Here is a 26394-nt window from a genome sequence, read left to right on the forward strand (position 1 = left end):
AGAGAAGAATTGAAGTCTAACCAATATTCAAAGCAATATTGACGCCACTTCTTTTGACCCCCTTGATTCACTGGGCCAATCCGCTAATTTTATTTCAAAACCTAACTATTTTCAGCACTTTATAAGCGTAATGTGTTTCTCTGCGCCCCATTTGAATGCAGCACTGTTACCGACACTCTAGCGATTGGTGACTGGTCATAGGGCCATTAGACTGCATCTGGCAATCCGCGCCGACTGTCGAGCGAATTGGCGATGCCAAAAAAAACGCCCGACTCATAAGAGCCGGGCGTTTCGTTTACTGCAGATGACTCGCTAGGCACAAGCGCTCTGCATGGCCTTGTGCGTATCAATGAGGTGCTGCACCACGCTTGGATCAGCCAGGGTCGAGATATCGCCCAAGCCATCGTACTCAGCGGTGGCGATCTTGCGCAGGATGCGGCGCATGATCTTGCCCGAACGTGTCTTCGGCAGCCCTGGCGCCCACTGAATGACATCAGGCGAGGCGATTGGACCTATCTCTTTGCGCACCCAGTTTTTCAACTCCTGGCGCAGCTGCTCAGAGCTTTCCACACCGCCAGTCAGGGTGACATAGACGTAGATCCCCTGCCCCTTGATGTCGTGCGGCACACCGACAACAGCCGCCTCGGCCACTTTCGGGTGGGCAACCATGGCGCTTTCGATCTCGGCGGTGCCCATGCGGTGACCAGAGACGTTAAGTACGTCATCGACACGCCCGGTAATCCAGAAGTAACCATCTTCGTCGCGGCGAGCACCGTCACCGGTAAAGTACATGCCACGGAAAGTCTTGAAGTAGGTATCGACAAAACGGTCATGGTCGCCATACAGCGTGCGCGCCTGGCCTGGCCATGAATCGATGATCACCAGATTGCCTTCAACGGCGCCTTCCAGCAGATTGCCCAGGTTATCAACCAGGGCTGGCTGGACGCCGAAGAACGGACGAGTCGCAGAACCAGGCTTGAGCGCCGTTGCACCCGGTAACGGGCTGATCAGAATGCCACCCGTCTCGGTTTGCCACCAGGTATCGACAATCGGGCATTTCTCTTTACCGATGGTCTTGTAGTACCAGTTCCAGGCTTCCGGGTTGATCGGCTCACCCACCGAGCCAAGCAAGCGCAAGCTGGAGCCATCGGCATCCTTAATGGCAGCTTCGCCTTCAGCCATCATCGCGCGGATTGCGGTTGGCGCCGTATACAGGATATTGACCTTGTGCTTGTCGATGATCTTCGACACCCGGGTAATATCCGGATAGTTCGGCACACCTTCAAACAGCAAGGTGGTCGCGCCGTTGGCCAGCGGGCCGTAGACGATATAGCTGTGCCCGGTCACCCAACCGACGTCGGCAGTACACCAATAGATATCACCCGGCTTGTAGTCGAACACACGCTCATGAGTCAGCGCCGCGTAGAGCAGATAACCACCTGTGGTGTGCTGCACGCCTTTTGGCTTGCCGGTTGAACCCGAGGTGTAGAGGATGAACAAGGCTTCCTCGGCGCCCATCTCTTTGGGTGCGCAGTAGCTGCCCGCAACCTTCATCAGGTCTTCGTACCAGACGTCGCGATGCTGGTTCCACTTGATATCGCCGCCGGTGCGCTTGCAGACGATGATTTTCGTCACGCTGGAGGTTTCGGGGTTGGTCAAGGCGTCGTCGACGTTGGCCTTGAGCGCAATGCGCTTACCGCCGCGCAGCCCTTCATCGGCAGTGATCACCACTTTGGAGTTGCAGTCGATAATCCGCCCTGCCAGCGCTTCGGGCGAGAAGCCACCGAACACCACCGAGTGGATTGCACCGATGCGGGTACAGGCCAGCATGGCCACGACCGCCTCGGGGATCATTGGCATGTAGATGGTCACTACATCGCCGCGATGGATGTCCTGGCCGCGTAATGCGTTGGCGAACTTGCAGACGTCCTCATGCAGTTCGCGGTAGGTGATTTTGCGGTGCTCTGAAGGGTCATCCCCTTCCCAGATAATTGCCACCTGGTCGCCACGTTCTTCAAGGTGGCGATCAAGGCAGTTATGGGACACGTTAAGGGTGCCGTCGGCAAACCACTTGATATCGACATGATGATCGTCGAATGAAGTTTGCTTGACCTTGGTGAACGGCTTGATCCAGTCAAGACGTTGCGCTTGCTCACGCCAGAAACCATCCGGGTTAACCACGGACTGCTGGTACATGGCCTTGTAGGTTGCCTCATCGGTAAGCGACTTAGCCGCTGCCTCTGGGCTCACGGGATACAGGTTCACAGCACTCATCAACAACTCCTGCGACACAATAGGATTGGTTATTCTTATACCCCATTGTGTGACCAGCAGCCCCATTGCAGGCCATTCGACCATGGTCTTAGCGCCAGGCAACCAGCCTAAAAGCAGGCATCTGCTGGAAAAGCATGTCGATTCATGCCACCCAGCCCGTCAACCTCAGGTCTTCAGCTGGTTTGCAAACTGGCCAACTGCACTGACCACATGTTGCGCGCCATCCTGGATGTCGACAATCACCGCACCCGCCTCATTGGCCAGGTCCAGCCCCTGCTCCGCGAGCTGACGGCTGCTCGCCATGCTGCCCACCGCAGTCTTGGCCAGGGTCTGGTTTTTCTGCACCACTTCGACAATTTCCTCAGCCGCCTGGCTGGTGCGTCCCGCCAATTGGCGCACCTCATCGGCAACCACCGCAAAACCGCGCCCTTGCTCACCTGCACGAGCCGCCTCGATAGCAGCGTTGAGCGCCAACAGGTTGGTTTGATCGGCAATGCCGCTGATGGTCTTGATGATTGAACTGATCAGTTGTGACTGCTTGTCCAGGGCTTCGATACCTTCGGCAGCTTCCTGCACTTGCTCGGCAATACGGTGCATCACCGCCACGGTCTGGCTTACGACTGAAGCGCCCTTCTTTGCCGTAGAGTCGGTCTGCTGCGAGGTGCTGTAGGCGATATTGGCCGCCTGGGCGACTTCATCCTCGCGGTTGACCTGATCGGTAATAACGGTTGCGAACTTGACCACTTTATAGAGCACGTCGTGGGCGTCATGTACCGGATTGTAAGAGGCCTCAAGCCACACCACGCGACCGTGTGCATCCACCCGCTTGAAGCGATCTGCAATAAACTTCCCGCGGTTGAGTTGCTCCCAGAACTCCTGGTATTCCGACGAGTTGTATTCCTCGGGCTCACAGAAGGTGCGATGGTGCTTGCCCTGGATCTGCTCCAGGCGATAACCCATGGCCCCGAGAAAGCGCTCGTTGGCCGTCAGCACTTCGCCTTTGAGGTTGAACTCGATGACCGCAGTGGAACGTAGCAAGGCATTGATCAGGCCTTCATGTTCTTTAGAGGTTTCTATGGTGCGGGTCAGGTTGTTCGCACACATGGTAAAGCCTTCAACTACACCGCTGCCATTGCGCAGCGGCTGCCAGATTGCACGTAGCCAGGCATCGTCGCCGTTACCGCAGAGCAGCCGGTACGCACCACTGATGTGTTCACCCTGGGCGAAGGCATTTTTCAATTTTTGATAATTGACATCGCTGCGGAAAAAACCGGGGATCAAGTCTTCAAGGTCACGCCCGATCAGGTCTTCTCGGCGGTATCGCATCTCCTCAAGGAACAGGTCGTTGACAAACAAGATGCGGCATTGAGCATCGAGTTCAAGCACCAGCATTTCTTGATAGATAGACTCTTTAATCTGCCGAGTCCGAGAGTAGGCCTCCCGCAACTCTGCCAATTCCTGCTTCATCTTACGATTGAACATTGCGGCGCTACTCACTCAGATTGACGGGGCATGATCAAGTAGTCGGCGCCGTCGATTTTTTCTTAAGTGCAGCCACAGAAATATTCACAACTAGCCATTTGCCTGTGTTTCCAACAGCCTGGCGGCGCCTGAAAGCAGGCTATTGGCGTCTTTGTTGCCAGGCAGCCGCCAGGCCACTCATGCAAATAACCACAATACCGATCAAGGTGCTCAGGTCAGGCACGTGGGAAAAGACCAAAAATCCCAGCAGCCCGGCAAAGACAATCTGACAATAGCCAAATGGCGCCAGCAATGCAGGTGGTGCACGGCGAAATGCCTGGGTCAGGAACAGGTGTGCAGACATGCCGCATGTACCCAGCGCGAGCATCAGCAAACCATGGGTAAAACTTGGAACTTCCCAGAAAAAAGGCACCAACGCACTGACCAGCAAGGTATTGAACAACCCGGCGAAGAAGTTACTGGTGGTCGGGGAATCAACCTCGCTAAGTTTGCGGGTGAGTATCTGGTAGCAGCTAAAGCACATCGCTGAACAGAACGGCAATATGATCGCCGGGGTAAACATTTCACCGCCCGGATGCACGATCACCAGCACCCCGGCAAAGCCCACCAGGACAGCCGCCCACTGGCGCCGGGTTACCGATTCACCCAACAAGGGCACCGACAGGGCCGTCACCAACAGCGGGGCCAGGAAGTTTACCGCTGTTGCCTCAGCCAAGGGGATGAACAGCAGACTGCTGGTAAAGAACAGGCTCGTTCCCAGCAAGCAACTCGCGCGCAGAGCCTGGAGCCCCGGGCGCTTGGTTCGCAGTACACGCAACCCCGACTGCGGCAGGAAGATCGCAGCCATAAGCAGGGTATGCACCACATACCGTGCCCACACCACCATCACGATCGGATAGAAGCCCGACAAGTACTTGGACAACGCATCATGGCTGGCGAACAAAAACGTTGCCAACAGGATAAGCAGAATCCCTTTGACTGGATGACTAGGATTCGACAGCGTTGCGCTGCTGGCACTCATGCACGCCTCGTCAGTAAATGCAGGTCAAGGCCCACAAAGGATGAATAGGTTGCTAACTATAGTGCAGAGCAACCAACTGACCAAGCGTCGTCATAAATCTAATAGTGCTCACTGCCCATAAATTCAACGATTTTTGAACGCAACCATCGCTCGGCACAATCGTTGTCCTGGGCGCTGCTCCAGACCATCGACAGCTTTGACTGCGAAATTGCAAAAGGCGCAGGTTCGGCACGCAAGCCACCCCCGGAAACCAGTTCCGCAGCGGCGTAGTCGGGCACGGTCGCTAGCAACTCTGAGCCAGCCAGCAAGGAGCGCAAGCCATTGAACTGCGGCACCGCCAAGACCACGTTCCGAGAACGTCCGATCCGCTCGAAATCGCGATCAATGTTGCCGTTGAGGTCGCCTGAGAAGGACACCAGCGCGTGCGGGCGGCAACAATATTCATCCAACGTCAGGGCGCCAGGACGGTCATCGGCGCGCAGCACCTTGGTATCGATCAGCCGCAAGGTCCGGCACTTTGCATTGGCCGGTAAATCCATCACATAGCTGACACCCACAGATATTTCACCCGATTCAAGCTGGCTGGGCATCAACAGGAAATTGGTACGCCGAATGACCAACACCAGGCTGGGCGCTTGCTGTCGGAGGTTGTTCAACAGCGGCGGCAGCAAGCCACACTCGACGTCATCGGAAAGGCCAATGCGCATCGTCAGCTTGCTGGTGGCGGGATCAAACTCCTGCGCGTAACTCAAGGCATTGGACATTGCATCCAGCGCCGGACGCAGTTGTTCGAATATTTCCAGCGCACGCTTGGTTGGCTCCATGGTGCGACCGGTGCGGATAAGCAGTTGATCGTTGAAGAAGTCCCGGAGCCGGGACAGCGCATGGCTGATCGCAGGCTGACCGAGAAACAGCTTCTCGGCGGCACGGGTCAAATTACGTTCAAGCATCAATACTTCAAAAATGATCAGCAGGTGCAGGTCAACCTTGCGCATGTCATTGCGATTCATCGCCTCGCCCCACGTCCAGTTATTCAGGCTGAAGATAAGTGGCGCCAACCCGCAGGCTGGCGCCTGGGTCTTACTTGGTTTGCGCCGAGTAGCTGTTCATCAAGTTGCGGTAGTTGGGGATACGCTCGGAAAGCAGGTTGCCCAAGCCTTCGATATCGTTACGCCAGTCACGGTGTAGCTCACAGGCCACGGCAAACCAGTTCATCATCTGCGCACCTGCCGCGCTCATACGGTTCCAGGCGGCCTGCTGCACGGTTTCGTTGAAGGTGCCAGATGCATCGGTCACCACAAAGACTTCAAAACCTTCAGCCAATGCCGACAGGGTTGGGAAAGCCACACACACATCGGTGACCACCCCGGCGATGATCAACTGCTTACGGCCAGTTGCCTTGATCGCCTTGACGAAATCCTCGTTATCCCAGGCATTGATCTGCCCTGGACGAGGAATGTAAGGCGCATCCGGGAACATGGCCTTCAACTCGGGAACGATGGGGCCGTTCGGGCCACTTTCAAAGCTGGTGGTCAGAATCGTTGGCAGCTTGAAGAACTTGGCCAGATCCGCCAGGGCCAGTACGTTGTTCTTGAATTCATTGGGCGAGAAATCCTGTACCAGAGAGATCAAGCCGGTTTGATGGTCGACCAACAGCACAACTGCGTCGTCTTTATTGAGGCGCGAATAGGGCATTACTGTACTCATGGGTGACTCTCCTTGGATTGCTGGTTGCGGGTATATCTATTGGCGAGCGTTCCAGCACGAATGTGTCTCGCCAATAGCAGAAAATCATGGATGCTGGCCCTGCCCGGCCAGCAGATGGCGTATCTGCACCGGCACGCCGTCCATCTGTAAACGCCGGGCCTTTGCTTCGATCCGTTGTTCGGCGCGGGTAACGCGATTGTGGTGGCGCAAGTGTTCAAGCCAGGACTCATCAAAGAACACCTCAAGCCAGCGCTGCAGATTCTCAGTGTCCTGGACCAGTGCCCAGGAAAACGCACCATTGCGCCGACGCATGCGCCGCACATCATTCATCGCCTGTTGAAATGCCAGCCAATTCTCGGCTGCGACTTGATACTCAACGGTGATCATGACCGGGCCATGATCAGGATCTTGTTGATCGAGCAACACCGGCACTGGCCAGTGCAGTGAAGGCGCAAGGTCCTCGGCATCAGTTACTGGCAGCTTGAAGCGCAAGGTCGCGCCAATCCCCAGCAACAATGCGACTGCCGCACCACACAAGGCAGTGGCGATTGAACTGTAGCTGGCCACAAAGCCCCATAACAGCCCGCCACAGGCCATGCTGCCGAAGAAAACCAGGATATAAACCGACAAAGCGCGCGCACGAACCCAACTGGGAACGGCCGTCTGCGCCGCCACTTGCAGGGTCGAGAGCACTGCTATCCAGGCCGTACCGCTGATAAACATCACCGCAATGAGCACGGGTAAATCACGGACAAAAGCCAAGGCCACAATCACCAGCGCATAAAGCAGGCTAGCGCCGGCAACCAAGGCATCTGCCTGGACTTTATCGCGCACCTTGGGCAACAAGGTTGCGCCGATCACAGCGCCGACACCGACGCTGCCCAGCAACAAGCCAAAGTCTGCAGCGCTGCCATGCAGTTCCTGGCGGACAATCAGGGGCAACAAAGACATACCCCCGCTGGCGCCGAGAAAGAACGCCAAGGCTCTTAACAACACCGCCTGCAACGGCTTTGATGCGCGGCTGTAACGCCAGCCTGCGCGAATTGCGCCCCACAAGCGCTCAGCCGGCAGTACCGCTGGCACAACCTCGCGGCGCCAAAATAGCAACACGACGATAACGGCGAAGAACGACAGCGAGTTAAGGGCAAATGTCGCCCAAGGCCCACTCAAGCTGACCAAAACACCTGCAATGGCTGGGCCGATCGCCCGCGCAACATTGACGCCGACACTGGACAGCGCAATTGCCGCTGGCAGGTCGGATTTATCCACCAGTTCCGGAGTCAAGGCCGACCATGCAGGCATCATCAAGGCAGTGCCAATCCCCATGCTCAGGGTCAGCAGTAACAACAGGGTCACTGTCATCTGGCCGCTCAGGGTCAGCAAGGCCAGCGTCATAGCGACCGCCGCCATCCACAATTGCACCCCAAGCAAATAGCGTCGCCGGTCAACAATGTCGGCCATCGCCCCTGCTGGCAGCGCCAGGAAGAACATAGGCGCCGAGCCCGCAACCTGCACCAGCGCCACATTCATCGGGCTGGCTGAAAGTGATGTCATCAACCAACCCGCTCCCACCTCATGCATCCAGGTGCCGATGTTCGAGGCAATGCTGGCCAGCCACAGCCACCGGAAGGTTGTGTAACCCAACGGGCTCCAGGCCGATGATTTAACCCCTGTGTCAGAAAGCAAAGCAGGAACACCCGAATGCGCCCCAAAAACCCTGGAAGTCGCTCACAGGAACCTTGGATAAACGCGCCCGCTCATGGCTGTGCGCATGCACCGAACAGGCGCCAACGCATTGGTGAACCTGTGCCGCCAAGGGCGCATTCGGTCGCCAATGCCCCGGCACATTGACCACTGGCGACCAGTCCGGCATGACCGGTACTGAAGGCGGCGATAGTTTGTTGAACTCTTCGCTGGCATACACCACTTTGCCGCCGACCACCGTCAACACTGACTCAATCCACTTGACCGCTTCTTCATCCACCGAGAAGTAATCCGCCGACAAGGCAATCAAATCTGCCAGTTGCCCTACTTTGATCTGGCCTTTTTTTCCCTGCTCCGACGAAAACCAAGCGCTGCCATGGGTAAACAGTTGCAAGGCCGTAGCCCGCGACAAGCCTTCGGGGTACAAGGCCATGCCGCCAACCGTCTTGCCACTCACCAACCAATAAAGCGAAGTCCAGGGGTTGTAGCTGGAAACACGGGTAGCGTCAGTGCCTGCGCCAACCGGCACACCCTCGGCGAGCATGCGCTGGATCGGCGGCGTCTGCTCGGCGGCCTGCTGGCCGTAGCGGTCGACAAAGTATTCGCCCTGGAACGCCATGCGGTCCTGAATGGCGATCCCCCCGCCTAGGGCGCGCACCCGCTCGATATTCTTGGGCGTGATGGTCTCGGCATGGTCAAAGAACCAGGGCAACCCGTTAAACGGAATATCCCGGTCAACCTTCTCGAACACATCCAGCATGCGCGAGATGGATTCGTCATAGGTTGCATGCAAGCGGAACGGCCAGCGCTGCTCGACCAAGTGCCGCACAACAGGCTCCAGTTCAGCCTCCATGTCGGGCGCAAGATCTGGACGCGGCTCGACGAAATCCTCGAAGTCAGCGGCGGAGAACACCAGCATTTCCCCGGCGCCGTTGTGCCGCAGAAAATCGTCGCCTTGATGCAGCTTCACCGACCCTGTCCAGTTCTTGAAGTCGGTCAGCTCCTCCTTGGGCCGCTGAGTAAACAGGTTGTAGGCGATGCGCACGGTTAATTGATTGGCCTTGGCCAGCTCCTCGATCACCGCATAATCGTCTGGGTAATTCTGGAAACCGCCACCGGCATCAATCGCACTGGTGACGCCAAGGCGATTGAGCGCACGCATGAACTGACGTGTAGAATTGACCTGGTATTCCAGCGGCAACTTCGGCCCCTTGGCCAGCGTCGAGTAGAGAATCATTGCGTTGAGCTTGGCCACCAGCATGCCGGTTGGGTCGCCATTGGCATCACGCTGGATCTCGCCACCCGGAGGGTTTGGCGTATTGCGGCCGTACCCCACAACCCGCAGCGCCGCACGATTAAGCAGCGCACGGTCGTACAAATGCAGAACAAATACCGGTGTATCCGGCGCCGCTTGATTGAGTTCATCAAGGGTCGGCATGCGCTTCTCGGCGAACTGGAATTCATTCCAGCCGCCAACTACCCGAACCCATTGTGGCGCGGGCGTAATATCGGCTTGAGCCTTGAGCATGCGCAAGGCATCAGCCAGTGATGGCACGCCTTCCCAGCGCAGCTCAAGGTTGTAATTAAGACCGCCGCGTATCAGGTGCAGGTGCGAGTCATTGAGGCCAGGCACTACCGTACGCCGCTGGAGGTCGACCACTTGGGTGGTACTGCTACGCAAGGCCATCGCTTCGGCATCACTGCCGACCGCAACGAACCGTCCATCCTTGATCGCGACCGCAGTGGCTTCGGGTTTTTCACGGTCGACTGTGTGTAAACGACCGTTGAACAGAATCAGATCAGCGCTCATGGCTCTTCCCTTCAAATATGTTGGGTGATACGCCAGCAGTCGCGGCGCTTGAAGCAGCTGTCACTAAACCGAGCTACCTCAGCCTCAGTTCGGGCTCAACCAACGGGCAAATAAAGCCGTCGCCCGCGGCATAAAGAAATAAACCACCAATAGAACAATGCTCAGCGTGATCAACACATTGCTGGCCCAGTAACCCGCCAGGATTGGGAGCTGTAGGAAAAGCGGTTGCCACAGCAAGGGCACCAGCAAACTGAGCGGCAATATCACCATGAAGGTGATGCATGCCTGCTTCCAGCGCGGCGCTGGCCGGGTATTGGCCGGGATAAACCAAAACTCACGATTGGTCTCTATCTGGGTCTGATCGCCCTCGTCGAGCAGTGGCGCCACCTCCTCGATCAAATGACGACGCTCACTGGAGTCCAGCCAGTGCTGCAATTCAGCGGTTCCGGCGAAACGCAGTACGCAGATAAACTGGCCAGCATCACGCATCACATTGACACCCAGGTGTCCGGGGTATGTGCTGGCTATCTGCGTGGTTCGTCGCAGCCACTTCTCATAAGCGGGTTGCTGCGCCGATTTGACTCGGTGGCGCACGATCAGAGTGACAATATCGAGCTCTTCCATTGCATCCCCCGGTAATACCGCTGGCACTTCAGCGCTGCACCCAGGCCATATGACCCGCGCCGCCGGGTCGAAATACAGCGGCGTGGGAAGCAGCAATAGGCGTGAGACGCCGCATAAACGATAGAGCCCAATCAAAAGCATCATTACAGGCCAGCTAACCTGGCTCAGCACTCACTGGCTCAGCCTTTGATAAACGCCAGCAAATCTGCGTTTAGCTGATCCTTGTGCGTGTCTGTGAGGCCGTGGGGTGCGCCTGGATATACAAGCAGCTTGGCACCGGCGACCAACTTGGCTGACGCTTGGCCGCCCCGACCAATAGGGACGACTTGGTCGTCATCGCCATGCACAACCAGGGTTGGCACATCGAACTTCTTCAAGTCTTCGGTAAAATCCGTGGCTGAAAAGGCTGCAATGCAGTCGTAGGTGTTCTTGTGGCCGCCGAGCATGCCCTGCATCCAGAACCAGTCGACCATGCCTTGGGAGGCCACAGCACCTGGACGGTTGAAACCAAAGAATGGCCCGCCAGCCAGGTCTTTATAGAGTTGCGAGCGGTTTTCGATAGAACCTGCACGTATTCCATCGAACACCTCAATTGGAACACCCTCGGGATTATCGGGTGTCTGCAACATCAACGGCGGTACGGCGGAGATAAGCCCCAACTTGGCCACCCGCGCCGTGCCGTGACGACCGACATAGCGGGCGACTTCGCCACCGCCAGTCGAAAAGCCCAGTAAGACTGCATTCTTGAGATCAAGCGCCTCGATCAGCTCAGCCAAGTCATCGGCGTAATGATCCATGTCATTACCCTCCCATGGCTGACTGGAACGGCCGTGCCCCCGACGGTCATGGGCGATCACCCGATAACCCTGATCGGCCAGAAACAGCATCTGCGACTCCCAGCTATCAGCCGTCAAAGGCCAGCCGTGGCTAAACACTATTGGCTGGCCGCTGCCCCAGTCCTTGTAATAAATTTCAACGCCGTCACGAGTGGTAATGGTGCTCATCTGAAAATCCTCTGCAAAATAAGTGGGAACGCTGTGGTGTTTGCCCTTACTTCAGTTGCTTGATCAGTTCAGCGTTGAACCACAAGGTGGCGACGACTCGCTGAGCTTTTGCGCACGACGCAAATTGCTGGTCTGGCTGTATATTCAGCCCGAATCAACAGGTGCGCGAGTTAAGGGTTGTTAATAGTCGTTAGGCAGGGATTTACTGATGAAGCACACAGACCAGGCTGGCTTCAGTTTGCGGTGCCAGAGCGCCCCGCGAAAAAAAAGGGCAACAACTCAACAGTAATCGCGATCCTGTTCGATCACCCGCATCTGGCGTTGCTGGATGTGCTGTGCACGCAAGAGCGGGAAGTCCTCACTGGCCTTGAGCTTCTCCAAGGCATAGACGCGAGTTACGTTGAGCAGCCGGTAATGCACGGCCTCCTCGCCCATCTCAACGACTAATAATGACTTGGCCGCCAACTGCACAACAGCCTCGAAAATGGCTGACTCGCTGACCCGTTTGCAATGGATGAGGTTAATCGCCTGCTCAAGTGTTACAGCCCCGTTAAACAGTGCAAAACGTTGCAAAATCACCTGCTCCGTCGGCGTCAACAACCCATAACTCCAGTCCAAGGAAGCTCCTAGCGAATGCTGGCGCATCAAGGCCGTGCGCGGGCCTTGCATGGTTAACAGGAAACTGCCATTTAATTGCTCGCACATACCTTTGAAGCCAAATACGCTGGCGTAGCTCGCTGCCAGCTCGATGGCCAAGGGCGAGCCCTCCAACTGCCGACAGATGTCCACAATCGCCGCCACATCCGCAACATTGAGACTGAAGTTTTGCTGGTGCGCTGCGACGCGGTGAACAAACAGCTGTATCGCGCTGTAGGCCATGGCATCGGCGGCGCTGACCCCTGAAGCATCCAGTGCGAAGGTCAATGCGGGGAGGCGCAGCACATTCTCCAGCGCAACCAAGAGTGGCTCGCGACTGGTTGCCAAGATCGACAAGCGCGGGGCGCTCTTGAGCAGGACCTCAACCAGCTCGGCACAGGCGTCAATCAGGTGCTCGCAGTTGTCCAGCAAAAGCAATAAGTGACGCCCGTGCAAATACTCATGCAGGCACTCAAGCGGTTGTTGCTGGTCGAAGCTCAGGCCCAGTGCGCAGCAAACCTGCGCAGGTAACAACGAGGGGTGGATTACCGCTGCCAGATCAACAAAAACCACGCCATCCTGGTAATACTCGCAAAGCAACTCGGCAACGCGAACCGCCACCACCGTCTTGCCCATGCCGCCATCGGCCACCAGGGACATCAGTCGCCGGCCGGGTAATTGCCTGACCAGATGATCGATAACCGCATCGCGGCCCTTGATCGAGGTCAGGAGCGCGGGCAGTTTGGCGGGGACGGTTACAGCCGGTTCGGGGCTTGGAGCAATATCCACGGCCGTGGACTGCACATCGGCGACAAAACTGTAGCCGCGCTGCGGAACATTGACGATATAACGCTGGCCATTTAGACCGTCGCCCAGTGCCCGACGCAGTGCAGCAATATGCACGCGCAAGTTAGTTTCTTCGACGACAGTGCTTGGCCACACATGAGCAATGATCGCCTCCTTGCTGACCACCGCCCCGGCATTTTCAATCAGCAGGTGCAGGATTTCCAACGCCTTGCTGCCGACCCGAAGCGGCCGATCGCCCTCCAATACAACGCGACGCTGCACATAGAAACTGAACGAGCCGAATCGGCGTATCTCATCCAAACAGAGACTTCTGAGTGTACTCATTCCTTGCAAGCGCTTGATGGTCACATCTCGCCAAGAGGCCAGCGCTCCTCCTGCTGAAGGGTTCCTTAGTAGTCTGGCAAAGATTTAAGACAACAACGCCCACACAAGGGGGTCGATACTGCCAATGAGATGCCCAATACGGACACATAAGCGCTAGTTGAACTGCCGGCGGTATTGGCTGGGCGGCACCCCGAGTTTTTCCACAAACAAATGACGCATATGCCGAGCGCTGCCAAAGCCACTTCGATAAGCCACTGTTTTTAATGGCAAGTTGCCGCTTTCAAGAAGACGCCTCGCGTTATCGACCCTGGCACTTTGGACAAACTCCATAGGCGTCATATTCAATTCACGGGTGAAGGTTCGCGCAAAGTGACGGGGGCTCATGGCCGCCAGGCTGGCCATGCGTTCAACGCTGAATTCCTCTGCGACGTTTTCCAGGACGTAGTTGCGCACTCTGAAAATAGGCGAGTCATCCTTGGCTACATCGGCCACCAGTGGGCTGAATTGCATTTGCCCGCCTTGGCGTTGCATCACCACCAAGAGCACCTTGGCAACAGATAAGGCGACCTTTTTGCAATGGTCTTCAGCAATGATCGACAAGGCCAGATCAATACCGGTGGTCACGCCACCCGAGGTGATCAGGTTGCCATCCCTGACAAATATCTGGTCGGTTTCAACCTGGGCATCGGGGTATTTTGCTGCCAGCCTTTGCGTGTAGTTCCAATGCGTAGTGACCCGCCGTCCATCCAGCAGGCCGGCTTGCCCCAGAATAAATGCGCCCGTGCAGACAGAGGCAAACAGGCGAACCTGGCTGGCTGCTTTGCGCAACCAGCATTGCAACGCCGGGAATGGCTGGTTGTAGGCACCTGGACCACCCGGGACGATCAACACATCGTAGAAACCACTGGCTTGGTCGATATGGGTGTCCGCGGTGAGCGTTATTCCACTTGAGGTGCGGACCGCCAGGCTGTCCGAGGCGATTGTCAGAATCTCGTAACGGTCTTGAGGCTCAAGGTATCGGTTGGCAATAGAGAAAACCTCTACCGGCCCGGCGACATCGAGTAAAAGTAGATCGGGAAATAAAATGACTGCGACTGTTTTCATCAACCATGACCCGCAAAAATAAAAAAGCCCTCACCTGGGCCACAGGCAATTATAGGGCACAAGCAAAAGCCTACCGACCAATAAAAGCCTAATAAATTCATAGTCTTAGGTAACAAAATTGGCTGAATGCCAACCAGTGCCCAGTGAATTCAGATGCAGCGTCTTAGCAGCTTAGCAACTGACGGCGATACTCACCCGGGGTCAGGCCAAACCAGCGTTTACAAGAGCGATTGAAAACGCTTTGCTCGCTGTAACCGAGCAGGCCCGCCACTTGCGACATAGGCATATGCCGCTCACTTAAATAGTGTTCAGCCCGGTTACGGCGAACCTGCTCGACCAGCTCATCAAAACGGTGTCCTTCTTCAGCAAGGCGGCGCTGCAGCAAGCGCGGATGCATGCCGAGTTGCGCGGCAATAATCAGAAGTCGGCAGCGGTTGGTCGGTAGCAGCCGGAAAATCAAGCGTTCAACCTGCTCAGCCAGGCTCACGGACTTCTCTGCCCCTATCTGGCTCAGGTACTGGACCATCGCTCGGTGCAGGCTGGGGTCTTGCTGCTCAATCCGGCGCCCCAGCTGCTCATGGGTCAGCACAAACGCATTGACTGGCTGGGCGTCATACACAGAGGTTTTGAAGTAGCGTCGATAACGTGCTTGCGGCAAGGGGCTGATGCCACTGAGTAACACCGATTGAGCCGCGAAAGAGCTGCCAAACAGCAACCTCATGATGTTATGCGCCGCTCCCATTGCCAGTTCGACCATTTGCCGCTGCATGTGTACACCGGGCAGGCGAATATCAACTGACATACGCGGTGCGTCAGCCTGGGACAAATCCAAATCCAGTTCGATACCCGGGCTGTGATAACCAATAAAGCGCACCAACTCAGCCAGGGCTTGCCCCGCCGTAGCAGAACTGCGCGCAATAATCGCCACCGGCCCGAGAATATGGATGTCCTGGTATTCAGCCATGCGCAGGCCAAAATCAGGACAGTCGAACTCCTCAGCCGCGCACTCAAGTAATTCAATCAGCGTGCGCAGCGGCACCGAGGCGTCTTCTTCATCAAGCAAATGTACAGGCACCCGAAACCGCTCCAACAGCAGCAGCGGATCGCCTCCCAGTTGCCCGACAAGCTCTCGGAAACCCGTAAATGAAGTCGTTCGAATAAGTGCGGTCATGTCACCTAAAATCAATTAAAAGTCATCAAAGATCAATTAATTTATCACAGGGAAGCGAACAATTGACCCACGAACAATGACTGCATTGCCTACCCTGCAATGTGCTTACAACAATTAAAACTGGGATCTGCTCATGCAATTTGACTACATCATCATTGGTGCTGGCTCAGCAGGTTGTGTACTGGCCAACCGACTGAGTGCAAACCCTGAAGTGTCCGTTTGTCTGCTTGAGGCAGGTTCTGAAGACACCTCCCCGCTTATCCATACCCCGGTGGGCGTTGCTGCTATCTTGCCAACTCGCCACGTTAACTGGGCATTCGACACCGTCGCGCAGAAAGGTCTCGGCAACCGAATTGGCTACCAACCCCGTGGCAAGACCCTGGGCGGTAGCAGCTCGATCAACGGCATGATCTACATTCGTGGCGACCGCAGTGACTACGACGACTGGAAAGCGCTGGGCAACGAGGGCTGGGGCTATGACGACGTACTGCCCTACTTCCGCAAAAGCGAGTCCTACCACGGTGGGGCGAATCAATTTCATGGCGGCGAAGGTGAGCTCTTTGTTGATCAGCTCACACCCCATGCCGTGACCAAAGCCTTTATCGAATCAGGCATCAGTGTCGGCCACAACTACAACCCAGACTTCAACGGCGAACAGCAAGAAGGCGTTGGCGCCTATGATGTGACTATTCATAACGGCCGTCGCTGGAGCACCGCCACTGCATTTTTAAAGCCTATCCGCGAGCAGCGCAGTAACCTCAAGGTGATTACCGGCGCCTTGGTTGAACGCATTATTCTCGACGGCAAGAAAGCCGTTGGCGTATCCATCCGGCACAAAGGCAAAAGCCAACAGCTCAAAGCCCGTAAAGAAGTGCTGCTTAGCGCGGGAGCATTTGGCAGTCCGCACTTGCTGATGCTTTCCGGGATTGGCCGCAAGGAAGACCTGGAACCCCACGGCATTGCCGTGCTGCATGAGCTGCGCGGAGTTGGCCAGCAGCTACAGGATCACCCTGACGTGGTGATCTCCTACCGCAGCCCAGACACCTCGCTGCTCGGGGTGTCCATTACCGGCTCACCCAAGATGGGCAAAGCGCTTTGGCAATACACGCGCAGTAAAACCGGACCATTTGCCAGTAACTGCGCCGAGGGCGGTGCTTTCCTCAAGACCGACCCAACGCTTGATCGCCCCGATGTCCAGTTGCACTCAGTGATCGCGCTGCTCGATGACCACAACCGCAAGTTGCATTGGGGCCACGGTTTCAGCTGCCATATCTGCGTGCTGCGTCCAAAGAGTGTCGGTAGCGTTGGCCTGAACTCCAGCGACCCGGCAGTTGCGCCGAAAATCGATCCTAACCTGCTCGGCCATGAAGATGACTTGAAAACAATGCTCAAGGGCTATCGCATGGCGCAAGAGATCATCAAGCAAGCGCCGATGGCGGCCTATCAACTGAAAGATATATACGGCACCGACAAACTAACAGACGAAGAACTGCTGCAAAGCATCCGCTCGCGAGCAGACAGCATTTATCACCCGGTTGGCACCTGCAAAATGGGTAATGACGACAACGCAGTGGTTGATAGCCGTCTACGTGTACAAGGCATCGAGAACCTGCGTGTGGTTGACGCCTCGGTGATGCCAACATTGGTTGGCGGCAACACCAACGCCGGCACTATCATGATTGCTGAACGCGCTGCTGAGTGGATTATCCAGGCTGACCCCGCTGTTTAAGCAAAGGCCTCAGCGGCAAGCCGAGTGCAATTGAACAAAAGCTGCACCCATAAAAAACCGGCAATAGTTGCCGGTTTTTTATTTCAGCCTAATCAGTAACTCTCCCGATTCGGCCACTGCCAATCCTTTGAGTTACTGAACGGGTCATCCCCAACCGGCTCAGGCCACCGGTCGGAGCCGCTCAAAAAAGCCGGTTGAGACCATCGAACGCAGCAACCCGATAGGCTTCAGCCATGGTCGGATAGTTAAAGGTGGTGTTAACAAAATACTTGAGGGTATTGGCCTCACCTTTCTGGTTCATGATCGCCTGGCCGATGTGCACGATCTCCGAGGCCTGGTAACCGAAGCAATGCACCCCTAAAACCTCAAGGGTTTCGCGGTGGAACAGGATCTTCAGCATGCCAACCGGCTCACTGGAAATCTGGGCGCGTGCCATACCCTTGAAGAACGCCTTGCCCACTTCGTATGGGACTTTATCCTGGGTCAGCTCGCGCTCGTTCTTACCGATCGAGCTGATTTCAGGGATGGTGTAGATACCGGTTGGCACATCGTTGACGAAACGCCAGCTATCGTTCTCAACAATACTGCCAGAGGCCGAACGACCTTGGTCAAATGCAGCGCTTGCCAGGCTCGGCCAGCCAATCACATCACCGGCTGCATAGATGTTTGGCACCGCCGTACGGTAATGCTCGTCAACATCGAGCTGACCGCGACCATTGGCCTTCAGACCAATGTTTTCCAGGGCCAGTTTGTCGGTGTTACCGGTGCGACCGTTACACCAGAGCAGCGCATCGGCCTTGATCTTCTTGCCTGACTTGAGATGCAGGACAACGCCGTTATCCACACCTTCGATGCGTTCATATTCTTCGTTGTGGCGAATCAATACGTTGGTGTTACGCAGGTGGTAGCTCAAGGCATCGGAAATTTCAGCGTCAAGGAAGCTCAGCAGTTGATCGCGGTTGTCGATCAGATCGACCAATACGCCCAGGCCGCTGAAAATCGATGCGTACTCACAACCAATCACCCCAGCTCCGTAAATAATCAGACGCCGTGGCGTGTGGCTCAGGGTCAGGATGGTGTCGCTGTCGTAAACCCGAGGGTGAGTGAAATCAACGCCATCAGGGCGGTATGGACGCGAGCCGGTGGCAATGACGATGTCCTTGGCAACCAGTTTCTCAACCGCGCCATTTGCACAAACCACTTCAATCGAATGCTCATCGGCAAAGCTTGCGGTGCCATGAAACACGTCAATACGGTTGCGCGCGTAGTAACCGGTGCGCGAGGAAACCTGCTTGGAGATAACCCGCTCGGCGCTTTTCAGCACATCCGGGAAAGAGAACCAACGCGGCTCGCCAATCTGGCGAAACATCGGGTTGGTGTTGAACTGCATGATCTGACGAACTGAGTGACGCAAGGCCTTGGATGGCACTGTCCCCAGGTGAGTGCTGTTGCCCCCTACTTCACGGCGACTGTCGATCACAGCAACCTTGCGACCGGCTTTTACCGCGTTCATTGCTGCGCCTTCACCCGCTGGGCCGGAACCCAACACCACTACATCGTAGTTGTAGACCGCCATGTTTACTCCTCAGATCACGCCGCAGCGCTATCTATGCGCTCGCGGCAGGGCCGACGCTGCCAGTCGCAGCGCGGCAATCAGAAACTCATCTGTTGCTATACCGCTGTTAAAGCTTGCTTGCGTCGTAGGCCAGCGTGGTTTGCTTGGCTGGATCGACACTGTTGACCTCTTCGCACTTCTCACGGCTACCGCCACAAATCGAGCACTCTTTCTCGATGCCCAGGTTAGCGATACCGCCGCACGAACCGGCGATGGGCTTACGGCCCATGATGACACCGACGGCCATCAGCGAGACCACCAGCAACATAACTAAAAAAACGATTACAAAGGTCATTGCTCTTCTCCTGCAGCAAAAAGCTGCTCGAATGCAGGGCTAGTGTGTGTGACGAAGCCATTGACTCCTCGGGTCACGAAGAATGCAGCTATCCCTGCCTTCTTAGCGTAAGCCATACCGCGCTCTGGCCCAAGCACCATCAACAGCGTCGACAAGCCGTCAGCCATCAAGGTTGAGCGATTTGCCACTGTTACCGCAGCCAACTTGTGGGTGATAGGCGCGCCCGTTTGCGGGTCAATGGTGTGTGAATAGCGCACACCATTTTCTTCAAAATAGTTACGGTAATCGCCCGAGGTAGAAATACCGTAGCCGTCGAGCTCAAGGATCTTTTGCGACACCCGCTCATCGTCACGCGGCGCCTCGATGGCGATACGCCAAGGCTGTCCGTCAGGCTTCTTGCCTGCCGCCTTCAGCTCGCCAGTCGCTTCGACCAAATAACTGGTGATACCCAGTTCGTTGAGCCGCTTAATAATCTTATCGACCGTATAACCAGCAGCAATGCTGTTGAAGTCGAGCTGAATGTCTACATCTTTACACAGCGATTGCCCGTCGATATGCAGGTGTTGGTGACCAATTTGCTTGCGCGCCTCGGCTACCTGCTCAGGACTTGGGACTTTCTCAGCCCTGGCTTTGGGACCAAAGCCCCAAAGATTTAGCAATGGCTCAAGAGTCAGGTCAAAGGCACCATCACTTTGCTCGGACAACTCGCCGCCGACCTTGACCAACTCAAGCATGCCCTCTGGCAACGGCATGCAACTGCCTGCAGGAGACTGATTGAACTTGGAGACCAAGGAATCATCACGGTAGGTCGACATTTGCTTATCGACCTCAGCCAGAATCGCTTCGGTCTGTTGCTTGACCTCGGCGACATCCGGTGTGGCGTCAGTATGAACGTACTTGACGCTGTAGCTGCTGCCCATGGTTGGGCCGCCAAATTCTTCTACCCGGTCCGAAAACCAGCAGCCCGTTAGGGCTGCCGCCAAGGCGACAGCAATAACGGGCTGAAGTACAGCATGCTTCATGATCAACCGCCGAAGTCATCGAGGAGGATATTTTCCTGCTCTACACCTAAATCAACCAGCATCTTGATCACTGCGGCGTTCATCATTGGCGGGCCGCACATGTAGAACTCACAATCTTCAGGAGCCGGATGGTCCTTGAGGTAGTTCTCGTACAGCACGTTGTGAATGAAGCCTTTGAGGCCTGTCCAGTTGTCTTCAGGTTGCGGATCCGACAACGCCAGGTGCCACTCGAAGTTAGGGTTCTCGGCCTGCAGCTGATCGTACTCTTCGTTGTAGAACGCCTCACGCATGGAGCGTGCGCCGTACCAGAAGCTGATCTTGCGCGTCGACTTCAAACGCTTGAGCTGGTCGAAGATGTGCGAGCGCATGGGCGCCATGCCCGCACCACCGCCGATAAAGACCATCTCTGCATCGGTATCCTTGGCGAAGAACTCACCAAATGGCCCGTATACAGTGACCTTGTCACCCGGCTTGAGGCTGAACACATAAGAAGACATCTGGCCAGGTGGCAAGTGATCCTTGCCCGGTGGCGGCGATGCAATACGGATGTTGAACTTAACCAGACCGACTTCTTCTGGGTAGTTGGCCATCGAGTAAGCACGGATAACCGTCTCTTCAACCTTGGACACGTACTTCCACTGGTTGAACTTGTCCCAATCGCCGCGATACTCCTCTTGAATATCGAAGTCTTTGTAATGCACTTCGTGCGGTGGGCACTCAAGCTGCACATAGCCGCCAGCACGGAAATCAACACTCTCGCCTTCTGGCAATTTGAGGGTCAATTCCTTGATGAAGGTGGCAACGTTAGGGTTGGACTCGACGGTGCATTCCCACTTCTTGACGCCGAAGACCTCTTCCGGCACTTCGATCTTCATGTCCTGCTTGACCGCAGCCTGACAGGACAAACGCCAGCCTTCTTTGGCCTCACGACGGGTGAAATGTGATTCTTCGGTGGAGAGCATTTCACCGCCGCCGGAAAGGATCACACACTTGCACTGGGCGCAGGTACCACCGCCACCGCAAGCAGATGACAAGAACACATTGTTGGCCGCCAGGGTTTGCAGCAACTTGCCGCCTGCTGGGACTACGATGGTCTTTTCACCATTGATTTCGATGCTCACGTCACCGCTGGATACCAGCTTGGCCCGCGCCATCAAAATAATCACCACCAACGCCAGAACGATGGCGGTGAACATACCTATTGCGAGAAAAATTTCGTAATTCATCTGTTCATCCCGTCCTTACAACTGCACGCCAGAGAAGGACATGAAGCCCAGAGACATCAAGCCGATGGTGATGAAGGTAATACCCAAACCCTGCAACCCCGCCGGTACGTCACTGTACTTGAGCTTCTCGCGAATCCCTGCCAGAGCAGCAATCGCCAGCGCCCAAGACAAGCCCGAACCGAAACCGTAAACGGTACTTTCAGCCAGGTTGTAGTCACGTTGCACCATAAACAGCGTACCGCCCATGATCGCGCAGTTAACTGTGATCAGTGGCAAGAACACGCCCAAGGCGTTGTACAGAGCAGGCACGTACTTATCCAGGAGCATCTCCAGGATTTGCACGATGGCCGCAATAACACCGATGTAGCTGAGCAAGCCAAGGAAGCTCAGGTCTACTTCAGGCAGGCCAGCCCAGGCCAGCGCGCCGTCTTTGAGCAGGTAGGTGTAGATCAGGTTGTTGGCTGGAACTGTGATGACTTGCACCACGATTACCGCAATACCCAGGCCAATCGCAGTCTCTACTTTCTTCGAGATTGCGATAAAGGTGCACATGCCCAGGAAGAAGGCCAAGGCCATGTTCTCAACGAACACTGCTTTAGCCAGAAGGCTCAGATAATGTTCCATTAGTAAGCCTCCTTATTCGAGACCTGTGGCGCCATTTTGAAGCTTGGCTTTTCCACTTGATCTTTCTTCCAGCTGCGAATGCCCCAGATAAACAGGCCGATCAGGAAGAACGCCGAAGGTGGCAACAACAGCATACCGTTCGGCTGATACCAGCCGCCGTCATTGATCACCGGGAGGATTTCAAAGCCCAGCAGCTTACCGGCACCAAATAGCTCACGGATGATGCCAAGAGCAATCAACATGGCGCTGTAACCCAGGCCGTTACCGATACCATCGAAGAACGACAGCACTGGCGGGTTCTGCATGGCAAAGGCTTCAGCACGGCCCATCACGATACAGTTGGTGATGATCAGGCCGATAAATACCGACAGCTGTTTCGACAGGCTAAAGGCATAGGCCTTCAGTACCTGGTCGACCACAATTACCAAGGACGCAATGATCACCATCTGCACGATCATACGGATCGAGCTTGGGATCTGGCTGCGGATCATCGAGATAAACAGGTTGGAGAACCCGGTTACCAGGGTCAAAGCGATCGACATAACCAGTGCGGTCTTGAGGTTCGAGGTGACCGCCAAGGCGGAACAAATACCCAGAATCTGCAAACCAATCGGGTTGTTGTTGAAGATCGGATTGAGCAGGACTTCTTTAATAGTCGGCTGCGACATGATCAAGCCTCCCCTGCGCGTAATTTAGTGAGAAACGGACCAAAGCCTTGTTCACCCATCCAGAACTTCAACAGGTGATCAACGCCATTACTGGTCAGTGTCGCTCCAGCCAGTGCATCAACCTGATGCTCTGCTTTCGGGCTTTTCGGGTCAACACCACCTTTAACTACAGAGATAGCCACTTTGCCATCGTCTGAGTAAATGGTTTTGCCAGGCCACAGGCCTTTCCATTTCGGGTTATCAACTTCACCACCCAAACCAGGGGTTTCGGCGTGCTGATAGAAGCCAAAGCCACTCACAGTGTCCAGATCAGCTTGCAGGGCGATAAAGCCATACAAGGTTGACCACAGGCCCTGGCCACGGATCGGCAACACCACTTTATCAAGCTTGCCGTCTGTCTCAACCAGATAGACGATGGTGTAGCGCTCGCGGCGCTTGAGCTTGGCAAGGTCTTGCTCGGGCGTCAGGGCAACTGACTCGCTCGGGTCTTTAGCGCCTTGCAGCGGTTCGTACTTGAGCGGGTCTTTGGCGTCACTGAAGGTCCCGGTTTGCAGGTCAACAATCTTTGCCGTGATGCGCTGGTCGAACAACGCTTTTACTTCCTTGCCGCTCATGCCCGGATTACCCAGGCTGGCGATAGCCAGGATGCTGCGTTGCTTGTCCAGCAGGCGGTTGTCCTGCTGTGTTGGCTTCAGCGCAATAGCGGCGCCGGCAACAAATACCGAGCACACAAGGCAAACCAACAGGGCCACCAGCAACGTGCGTGCGGTGGATTCTTTTTGACTAGACATTACGCGCCAGCCTCCGCTTGATATTGGCTTGAACGACGAAGTGGTCGATCAGCGGTGCAAACAGGTTGGCGAACAGAATCGCCAGCATCATGCCTTCTGGGAATGCAGGGTTGACCACACGGATCAACACCACCATAAAGCCGATCAGGGCACCGAAAATCCACTTGCCGGTGTTGGTCATGGAGGCCGACACAGGGTCGGTGGCCATGAAGAACATACCGAAGGCGAAACCACCCACAACCATATGCCAGTACCACGGCATGGCGAACAGAGGGTTGGTGTCAGAGCCAATCAGGTTGAACAGCGAGCTCAGGCCGATCATGCCGAGCATTACGCCAGCAACGATGCGCCACGAAGCAATCTTGGTCATGACCAGGATACCGCCACCGATCAGCAGTGCCAGTGTGCTGGTTTCACCAATGGAGCCGTTGATGGTGCCAACAAAGGCGTCCATCCAGCTGATGCCGTTACCAATCACATTCTCAACACCACCAACGGCGGCCAGGCCCAGCGAGGTCGCGCCGGCAAAGCCGTCAACCGAAGTCCATACCGCGTCACCGGACATCTGCGCCGGATAGGCAAAGAACAGGAATGCACGACCCGCGAGCGCCGGGTTGAGGAAGTTCTTGCCAGTACCGCCGAACACTTCCTTGCCGATGACCACGCCGAAGCTGATGCCCAGTGCCACTTGCCACAATGGAATGCTTGGCGGCAGGATCAAGGCAAAGAGCACCGAGGTCACGAAGAAACCTTCGTTGACTTCATGGCGGCGGATCGAGGCGAACAACACTTCCCAGAAACCGCCAACAATAAAGGCAGTTGCATAGATAGGCAGGAAGTAGGCCGCGCCCTGGATGAAGTTATCCCAGATACTGGCCGGATCGAAGCCTGCCAAGGAGCTGATCAACGCAAAGCGCCAGCCCTCTTGAGCAGCCAGCAGATCAGGGCTTGCGCTGTAGATCAGGTTGGCTTGGTAGCCGGTGTTCCACATGCCGAAGAACATCGCCGGGAAGGTACACATCCAGACGGTGATCATCATGCGCTTGAGGTCGATGCCGTCGCGCACGTGAGCTGTGGTTTTGGTTACGCTGCCAGGACGATAGAAAAAAGTGTCCACGGCCTCATACAAGGCGTACCACTTTTCGTACTTACCGCCAGATTCGAAGTTGTGCTCGATTTTATCGAGAAAAGCACGGATACCCACGATTAACCCTCCTTCTCGATGCTTGCGAGGTTATCGCGCAGGATCGGGCCATATTCATACTTGCCAGCACAGACATAGGTGCACAACGCCAGATCTTCTTCGTCGAGCTCCAGGCAACCCAGCTTCTGGGCCATCTCAGTGTCGCCAACGATCAGGTAGCGCAGCAGTTGTGTCGGCAAAATATCCAGTGGCATTACCGCTTCGTAATTGCCCACCGGAACCATCGCCCGCGGACTGCCGTTGGTGGTGGTCGAAAAAGCAAACTTCTTCGCCGCCGCCAGCTTGGATACGAAAATATTCAGCACCGAGTGCTTATTCACACCCGCGCGCAGGTAATGCAGCATTTCCCGGTCATTACCCTCAGCCAGGCAAGAAACCTGCTGGTGATAGCGCCCCAGGAAAGCAAAAGCGCCCTGCGCCGTGCGACCACCCAATAGCGAACCCGAAACGACGCGGTTTTCGCCAGGCTGGAGCTCACCGGCGGTGAGTTCCTCAAGGTTTGCACCCAGACGTGTACGCAACAGGCGCGGGGTTTCGACAACCGGGCCTGCCAGCGAGACAACCCGGTCAGTCCACAGTTGCCCGGTGGTGAACAACTTGCCGATGGCAATGACATCCTGATAACCAATCGACCACACGTTCTTGGTCGCGGTAACGGGATCAAGGAAATGAATATGGGTGCCAGCCAAGCCCGCTGGGTGCGGCCCTGCGAAGGCTTCAGCCTGCACGCCTTGCAGTTGCTCGCCAGGCACATTGGCGCCATCGGCTTTGCACAGGAATACCTTGGCAAAGGTGCTAAGCACCTGCAGACCACTTTCAAAATCTGTGGCGTACTCAGCGATCACAACCGCTGGATCAGCAGCCAGAGGATGGGTATCAATCGCGGTCACGAAGATCGAGTTAGGAACCGCATCAATGGCAGGCACCTTACTGAACGGACGTGTGCGCAAGGCAGTCCACAGGCCTGACTGTTGCAGGTTCTCACGGACTTTCTCATGGCTAAGTCCAGCCAGTTCGCTGGCCGGATACTGAGCAAAGGTCACTTGCTCATCACCCTCGATGTCAATCACCACTGACTGCAGTACACGTCGCTCACCGCGATGAATCGCGCTGATCACGCCTGCTGCAGGTGCGGTATAGACCACCCCTGGGGTTTTCTTGTCAGCGAACAGTATTTGTCCGAGCTTGACCCGATCACCCACCTGGACTTCCATCGTAGGCTTCATACCATGATAGTCGTAGCCTATGACGGCGACGCTACGTACCGGCCTTGCGGCCTCGATACGTTGCGCCGGCGCGCCAGTTATGGGCAAATCGAGCCCATTCTTAATTTTGATCATAGGTTTGCCTAACCACTGATATTAGAAATCTTCTTAGAATACGGACGACGCCAGAAAGCCAATAGGCAAGCACACACTGAGATAAATCAGCATGATGGACGGCATCGGTCGCGGGTAAAAAATCCGCTTGATTATAAAGACGGCCCCTGCCACTGACCACCCAAGCATTGGCTTTTTTTAGGCGATACGTAACAAGAGGCGACAAGCTCATA

At 55.8% G+C, this 26394-nt stretch carries 22 protein-coding genes and 1 pseudogene; 1 reads left to right on the forward strand and 22 read right to left on the reverse strand.

What is annotated here, in order from left to right; genetic code table 11:
- Positions 1–312: 312 nt before the first annotated feature.
- From acs to AACY26_RS01310, 13 genes and pseudogenes are all read right to left on the reverse strand, one after another.
- Positions 313–2274 carry an acetate--CoA ligase gene (acs, locus tag AACY26_RS01255; RefSeq protein WP_339510220.1) on the reverse strand — a complete coding sequence of 654 codons (1962 nt, stop codon included), beginning with the start codon at positions 2272–2274 and terminating at the stop codon, positions 313–315.
- Positions 2275–2439: 165 nt separating this feature from the next.
- A complete protein-coding gene (locus AACY26_RS21290) occupies positions 2440–2880 on the reverse strand; it encodes a methyl-accepting chemotaxis protein (protein ID WP_445261273.1) in 441 nt (146 codons plus the stop codon).
- Positions 2881–2982: 102 nt separating this feature from the next.
- Positions 2983–3756 (reverse strand): annotated as a pseudogene (locus AACY26_RS21295) (PAS domain-containing protein); the annotation flags it as partial.
- A 139-nt stretch (positions 3757–3895) separates the two neighbouring features.
- Positions 3896–4777, reverse strand: a complete 882-nt coding sequence (locus AACY26_RS01265; RefSeq protein ID WP_339510224.1) for a DMT family transporter — start codon at positions 4775–4777, stop codon at positions 3896–3898.
- A gap of 98 nt (positions 4778–4875) precedes the next feature.
- Positions 4876–5787: a LysR family transcriptional regulator gene (locus AACY26_RS01270; protein WP_339510226.1), complete on the reverse strand. Its 912-nt coding sequence runs from the start codon at positions 5785–5787 to the stop codon at positions 4876–4878.
- A 70-nt stretch (positions 5788–5857) separates the two neighbouring features.
- Positions 5858–6484, reverse strand: a complete 627-nt coding sequence (gene ycaC, locus AACY26_RS01275; protein WP_339510228.1) for an isochorismate family cysteine hydrolase YcaC — start codon at positions 6482–6484, stop codon at positions 5858–5860.
- A gap of 84 nt (positions 6485–6568) precedes the next feature.
- The gene (locus AACY26_RS01280; RefSeq protein ID WP_339510230.1) at positions 6569–8170 is read right to left on the reverse strand and encodes an MFS transporter; all 1602 of its coding nucleotides are present in this window, start codon (positions 8168–8170) and stop codon (positions 6569–6571) included.
- Positions 8160–9998: an amidohydrolase gene (locus AACY26_RS01285; RefSeq protein WP_339510232.1), complete on the reverse strand. Its 1839-nt coding sequence runs from the start codon at positions 9996–9998 to the stop codon at positions 8160–8162. Before AACY26_RS01285 ends, AACY26_RS01280 begins: the two co-directional genes overlap by 11 nt.
- Before the next feature lie 84 nt (positions 9999–10082).
- Positions 10083–10622 (reverse strand): antibiotic biosynthesis monooxygenase, encoded by a 540-nt coding sequence (locus AACY26_RS01290; protein WP_339511667.1) that lies wholly within the window; start codon positions 10620–10622, stop codon positions 10083–10085.
- A gap of 179 nt (positions 10623–10801) precedes the next feature.
- Positions 10802–11626 (reverse strand): alpha/beta fold hydrolase, encoded by an 825-nt coding sequence (locus tag AACY26_RS01295; protein ID WP_339510234.1) that lies wholly within the window; start codon positions 11624–11626, stop codon positions 10802–10804.
- A 279-nt stretch (positions 11627–11905) separates the two neighbouring features.
- Complete coding sequence (locus AACY26_RS01300) at positions 11906–13369, reverse strand: ATP-binding protein (RefSeq protein ID WP_339510236.1); 1464 nt, start codon at positions 13367–13369, stop codon at positions 11906–11908.
- Positions 13370–13546: 177 nt separating this feature from the next.
- A complete protein-coding gene (locus AACY26_RS01305; RefSeq protein WP_339510237.1) occupies positions 13547–14497 on the reverse strand; it encodes a GlxA family transcriptional regulator in 951 nt (316 codons plus the stop codon).
- Between the two features lie 163 nt (positions 14498–14660).
- Positions 14661–15668, reverse strand: coding sequence for an AraC family transcriptional regulator (locus tag AACY26_RS01310; protein WP_339510238.1), 1008 nt, complete (start codon positions 15666–15668; stop codon positions 14661–14663).
- 133 nt (positions 15669–15801) lie between these two features.
- Here AACY26_RS01310 and AACY26_RS01315 point away from each other — a divergent pair, with 133 nt between their 5' ends.
- Entirely contained in the window at positions 15802–17397 is a 1596-nt protein-coding gene (locus tag AACY26_RS01315) for a GMC family oxidoreductase (protein WP_339510239.1), read from the forward strand.
- Between the two features lie 181 nt (positions 17398–17578).
- Here the strand turns inward: AACY26_RS01315 and sthA are convergent, their stop codons facing one another.
- The 9 genes from sthA to AACY26_RS01360 all read right to left on the reverse strand — a co-directional run bounded on the left by sthA (position 17579) and on the right by AACY26_RS01360 (position 26182).
- Complete coding sequence (sthA, locus tag AACY26_RS01320) at positions 17579–18973, reverse strand: Si-specific NAD(P)(+) transhydrogenase (RefSeq protein WP_339510240.1); 1395 nt, start codon at positions 18971–18973, stop codon at positions 17579–17581.
- A 106-nt stretch (positions 18974–19079) separates the two neighbouring features.
- Positions 19080–19307 carry a (Na+)-NQR maturation NqrM gene (gene nqrM, locus AACY26_RS01325; protein WP_339510242.1) on the reverse strand — a complete coding sequence of 76 codons (228 nt, stop codon included), beginning with the start codon at positions 19305–19307 and terminating at the stop codon, positions 19080–19082.
- Positions 19304–20329 carry an FAD:protein FMN transferase gene (locus AACY26_RS01330; RefSeq protein WP_339510244.1) on the reverse strand — a complete coding sequence of 342 codons (1026 nt, stop codon included), beginning with the start codon at positions 20327–20329 and terminating at the stop codon, positions 19304–19306. The genes nqrM and AACY26_RS01330 overlap by 4 nt, the downstream gene beginning before the upstream one ends.
- 2 nt (positions 20330–20331) lie before the next feature.
- On the reverse strand, positions 20332–21555 hold the full coding sequence (nqrF, locus tag AACY26_RS01335; protein WP_339510246.1) for an NADH:ubiquinone reductase (Na(+)-transporting) subunit F: 1224 nt from the start codon (positions 21553–21555) through the stop codon (positions 20332–20334).
- A 15-nt stretch (positions 21556–21570) separates the two neighbouring features.
- Positions 21571–22179 carry an NADH:ubiquinone reductase (Na(+)-transporting) subunit E gene (gene nqrE, locus AACY26_RS01340; protein WP_087517411.1) on the reverse strand — a complete coding sequence of 203 codons (609 nt, stop codon included), beginning with the start codon at positions 22177–22179 and terminating at the stop codon, positions 21571–21573.
- Positions 22179–22853, reverse strand: coding sequence for an NADH:ubiquinone reductase (Na(+)-transporting) subunit D (locus AACY26_RS01345; RefSeq protein ID WP_339510249.1), 675 nt, complete (start codon positions 22851–22853; stop codon positions 22179–22181). Before AACY26_RS01345 ends, nqrE begins: the two co-directional genes overlap by 1 nt.
- Positions 22850–23638 carry a Na(+)-translocating NADH-quinone reductase subunit C gene (locus tag AACY26_RS01350; RefSeq protein WP_339510251.1) on the reverse strand — a complete coding sequence of 263 codons (789 nt, stop codon included), beginning with the start codon at positions 23636–23638 and terminating at the stop codon, positions 22850–22852. The genes AACY26_RS01345 and AACY26_RS01350 overlap by 4 nt, the downstream gene beginning before the upstream one ends.
- Positions 23631–24842 carry an NADH:ubiquinone reductase (Na(+)-transporting) subunit B gene (locus tag AACY26_RS01355; RefSeq protein WP_339510253.1) on the reverse strand — a complete coding sequence of 404 codons (1212 nt, stop codon included), beginning with the start codon at positions 24840–24842 and terminating at the stop codon, positions 23631–23633. The genes AACY26_RS01350 and AACY26_RS01355 overlap by 8 nt, the downstream gene beginning before the upstream one ends.
- Before the next feature lie 2 nt (positions 24843–24844).
- Positions 24845–26182, reverse strand: a complete 1338-nt coding sequence (locus tag AACY26_RS01360; protein WP_339510255.1) for a Na(+)-translocating NADH-quinone reductase subunit A — start codon at positions 26180–26182, stop codon at positions 24845–24847.
- Positions 26183–26394 lie beyond the last annotated feature (212 nt).

Source organism: Pseudomonas sp. RL_15y_Pfl2_60, from assembly GCF_963970595.1.
GTDB lineage: Bacteria > Pseudomonadota > Gammaproteobacteria > Pseudomonadales > Pseudomonadaceae > Aquipseudomonas.

Bases quoted from the DNA above. Each gene is read 5' to 3' on its own strand.
- acs (WP_339510220.1), bottom strand. From the start codon at position 2,274: ATGAGTGCTGTGAACCTGTATCCCGTGAGCCCAGAGGCAGCGGCTAAG.
- AACY26_RS01265 (WP_339510224.1), bottom strand. From the start codon at position 4,777: ATGAGTGCCAGCAGCGCAACGCTGTCGAATCCTAGTCATCCAGTCAAA.
- AACY26_RS01270 (WP_339510226.1), bottom strand. From the start codon at position 5,787: ATGAATCGCAATGACATGCGCAAGGTTGACCTGCACCTGCTGATCATT.
- ycaC (WP_339510228.1), bottom strand. From the start codon at position 6,484: ATGAGTACAGTAATGCCCTATTCGCGCCTCAATAAAGACGACGCAGTT.
- AACY26_RS01285 (WP_339510232.1), bottom strand. From the start codon at position 9,998: ATGAGCGCTGATCTGATTCTGTTCAACGGTCGTTTACACACAGTCGAC.
- AACY26_RS01290 (WP_339511667.1), bottom strand. From the start codon at position 10,622: ATGGAAGAGCTCGATATTGTCACTCTGATCGTGCGCCACCGAGTCAAA.
- AACY26_RS01295 (WP_339510234.1), bottom strand. From the start codon at position 11,626: ATGAGCACCATTACCACTCGTGACGGCGTTGAAATTTATTACAAGGAC.
- AACY26_RS01305 (WP_339510237.1), bottom strand. From the start codon at position 14,497: ATGAAAACAGTCGCAGTCATTTTATTTCCCGATCTACTTTTACTCGAT.
- AACY26_RS01310 (WP_339510238.1), bottom strand. From the start codon at position 15,668: ATGACCGCACTTATTCGAACGACTTCATTTACGGGTTTCCGAGAGCTT.
- AACY26_RS01315 (WP_339510239.1), top strand. From the start codon at position 15,802: ATGCAATTTGACTACATCATCATTGGTGCTGGCTCAGCAGGTTGTGTA.
- sthA (WP_339510240.1), bottom strand. From the start codon at position 18,973: ATGGCGGTCTACAACTACGATGTAGTGGTGTTGGGTTCCGGCCCAGCG.
- nqrM (WP_339510242.1), bottom strand. From the start codon at position 19,307: ATGACCTTTGTAATCGTTTTTTTAGTTATGTTGCTGGTGGTCTCGCTG.
- AACY26_RS01330 (WP_339510244.1), bottom strand. From the start codon at position 20,329: ATGAAGCATGCTGTACTTCAGCCCGTTATTGCTGTCGCCTTGGCGGCA.
- nqrF (WP_339510246.1), bottom strand. From the start codon at position 21,555: ATGAATTACGAAATTTTTCTCGCAATAGGTATGTTCACCGCCATCGTT.
- nqrE (WP_087517411.1), bottom strand. From the start codon at position 22,179: ATGGAACATTATCTGAGCCTTCTGGCTAAAGCAGTGTTCGTTGAGAAC.
- AACY26_RS01350 (WP_339510251.1), bottom strand. From the start codon at position 23,638: ATGTCTAGTCAAAAAGAATCCACCGCACGCACGTTGCTGGTGGCCCTG.
- AACY26_RS01360 (WP_339510255.1), bottom strand. From the start codon at position 26,182: ATGATCAAAATTAAGAATGGGCTCGATTTGCCCATAACTGGCGCGCCG.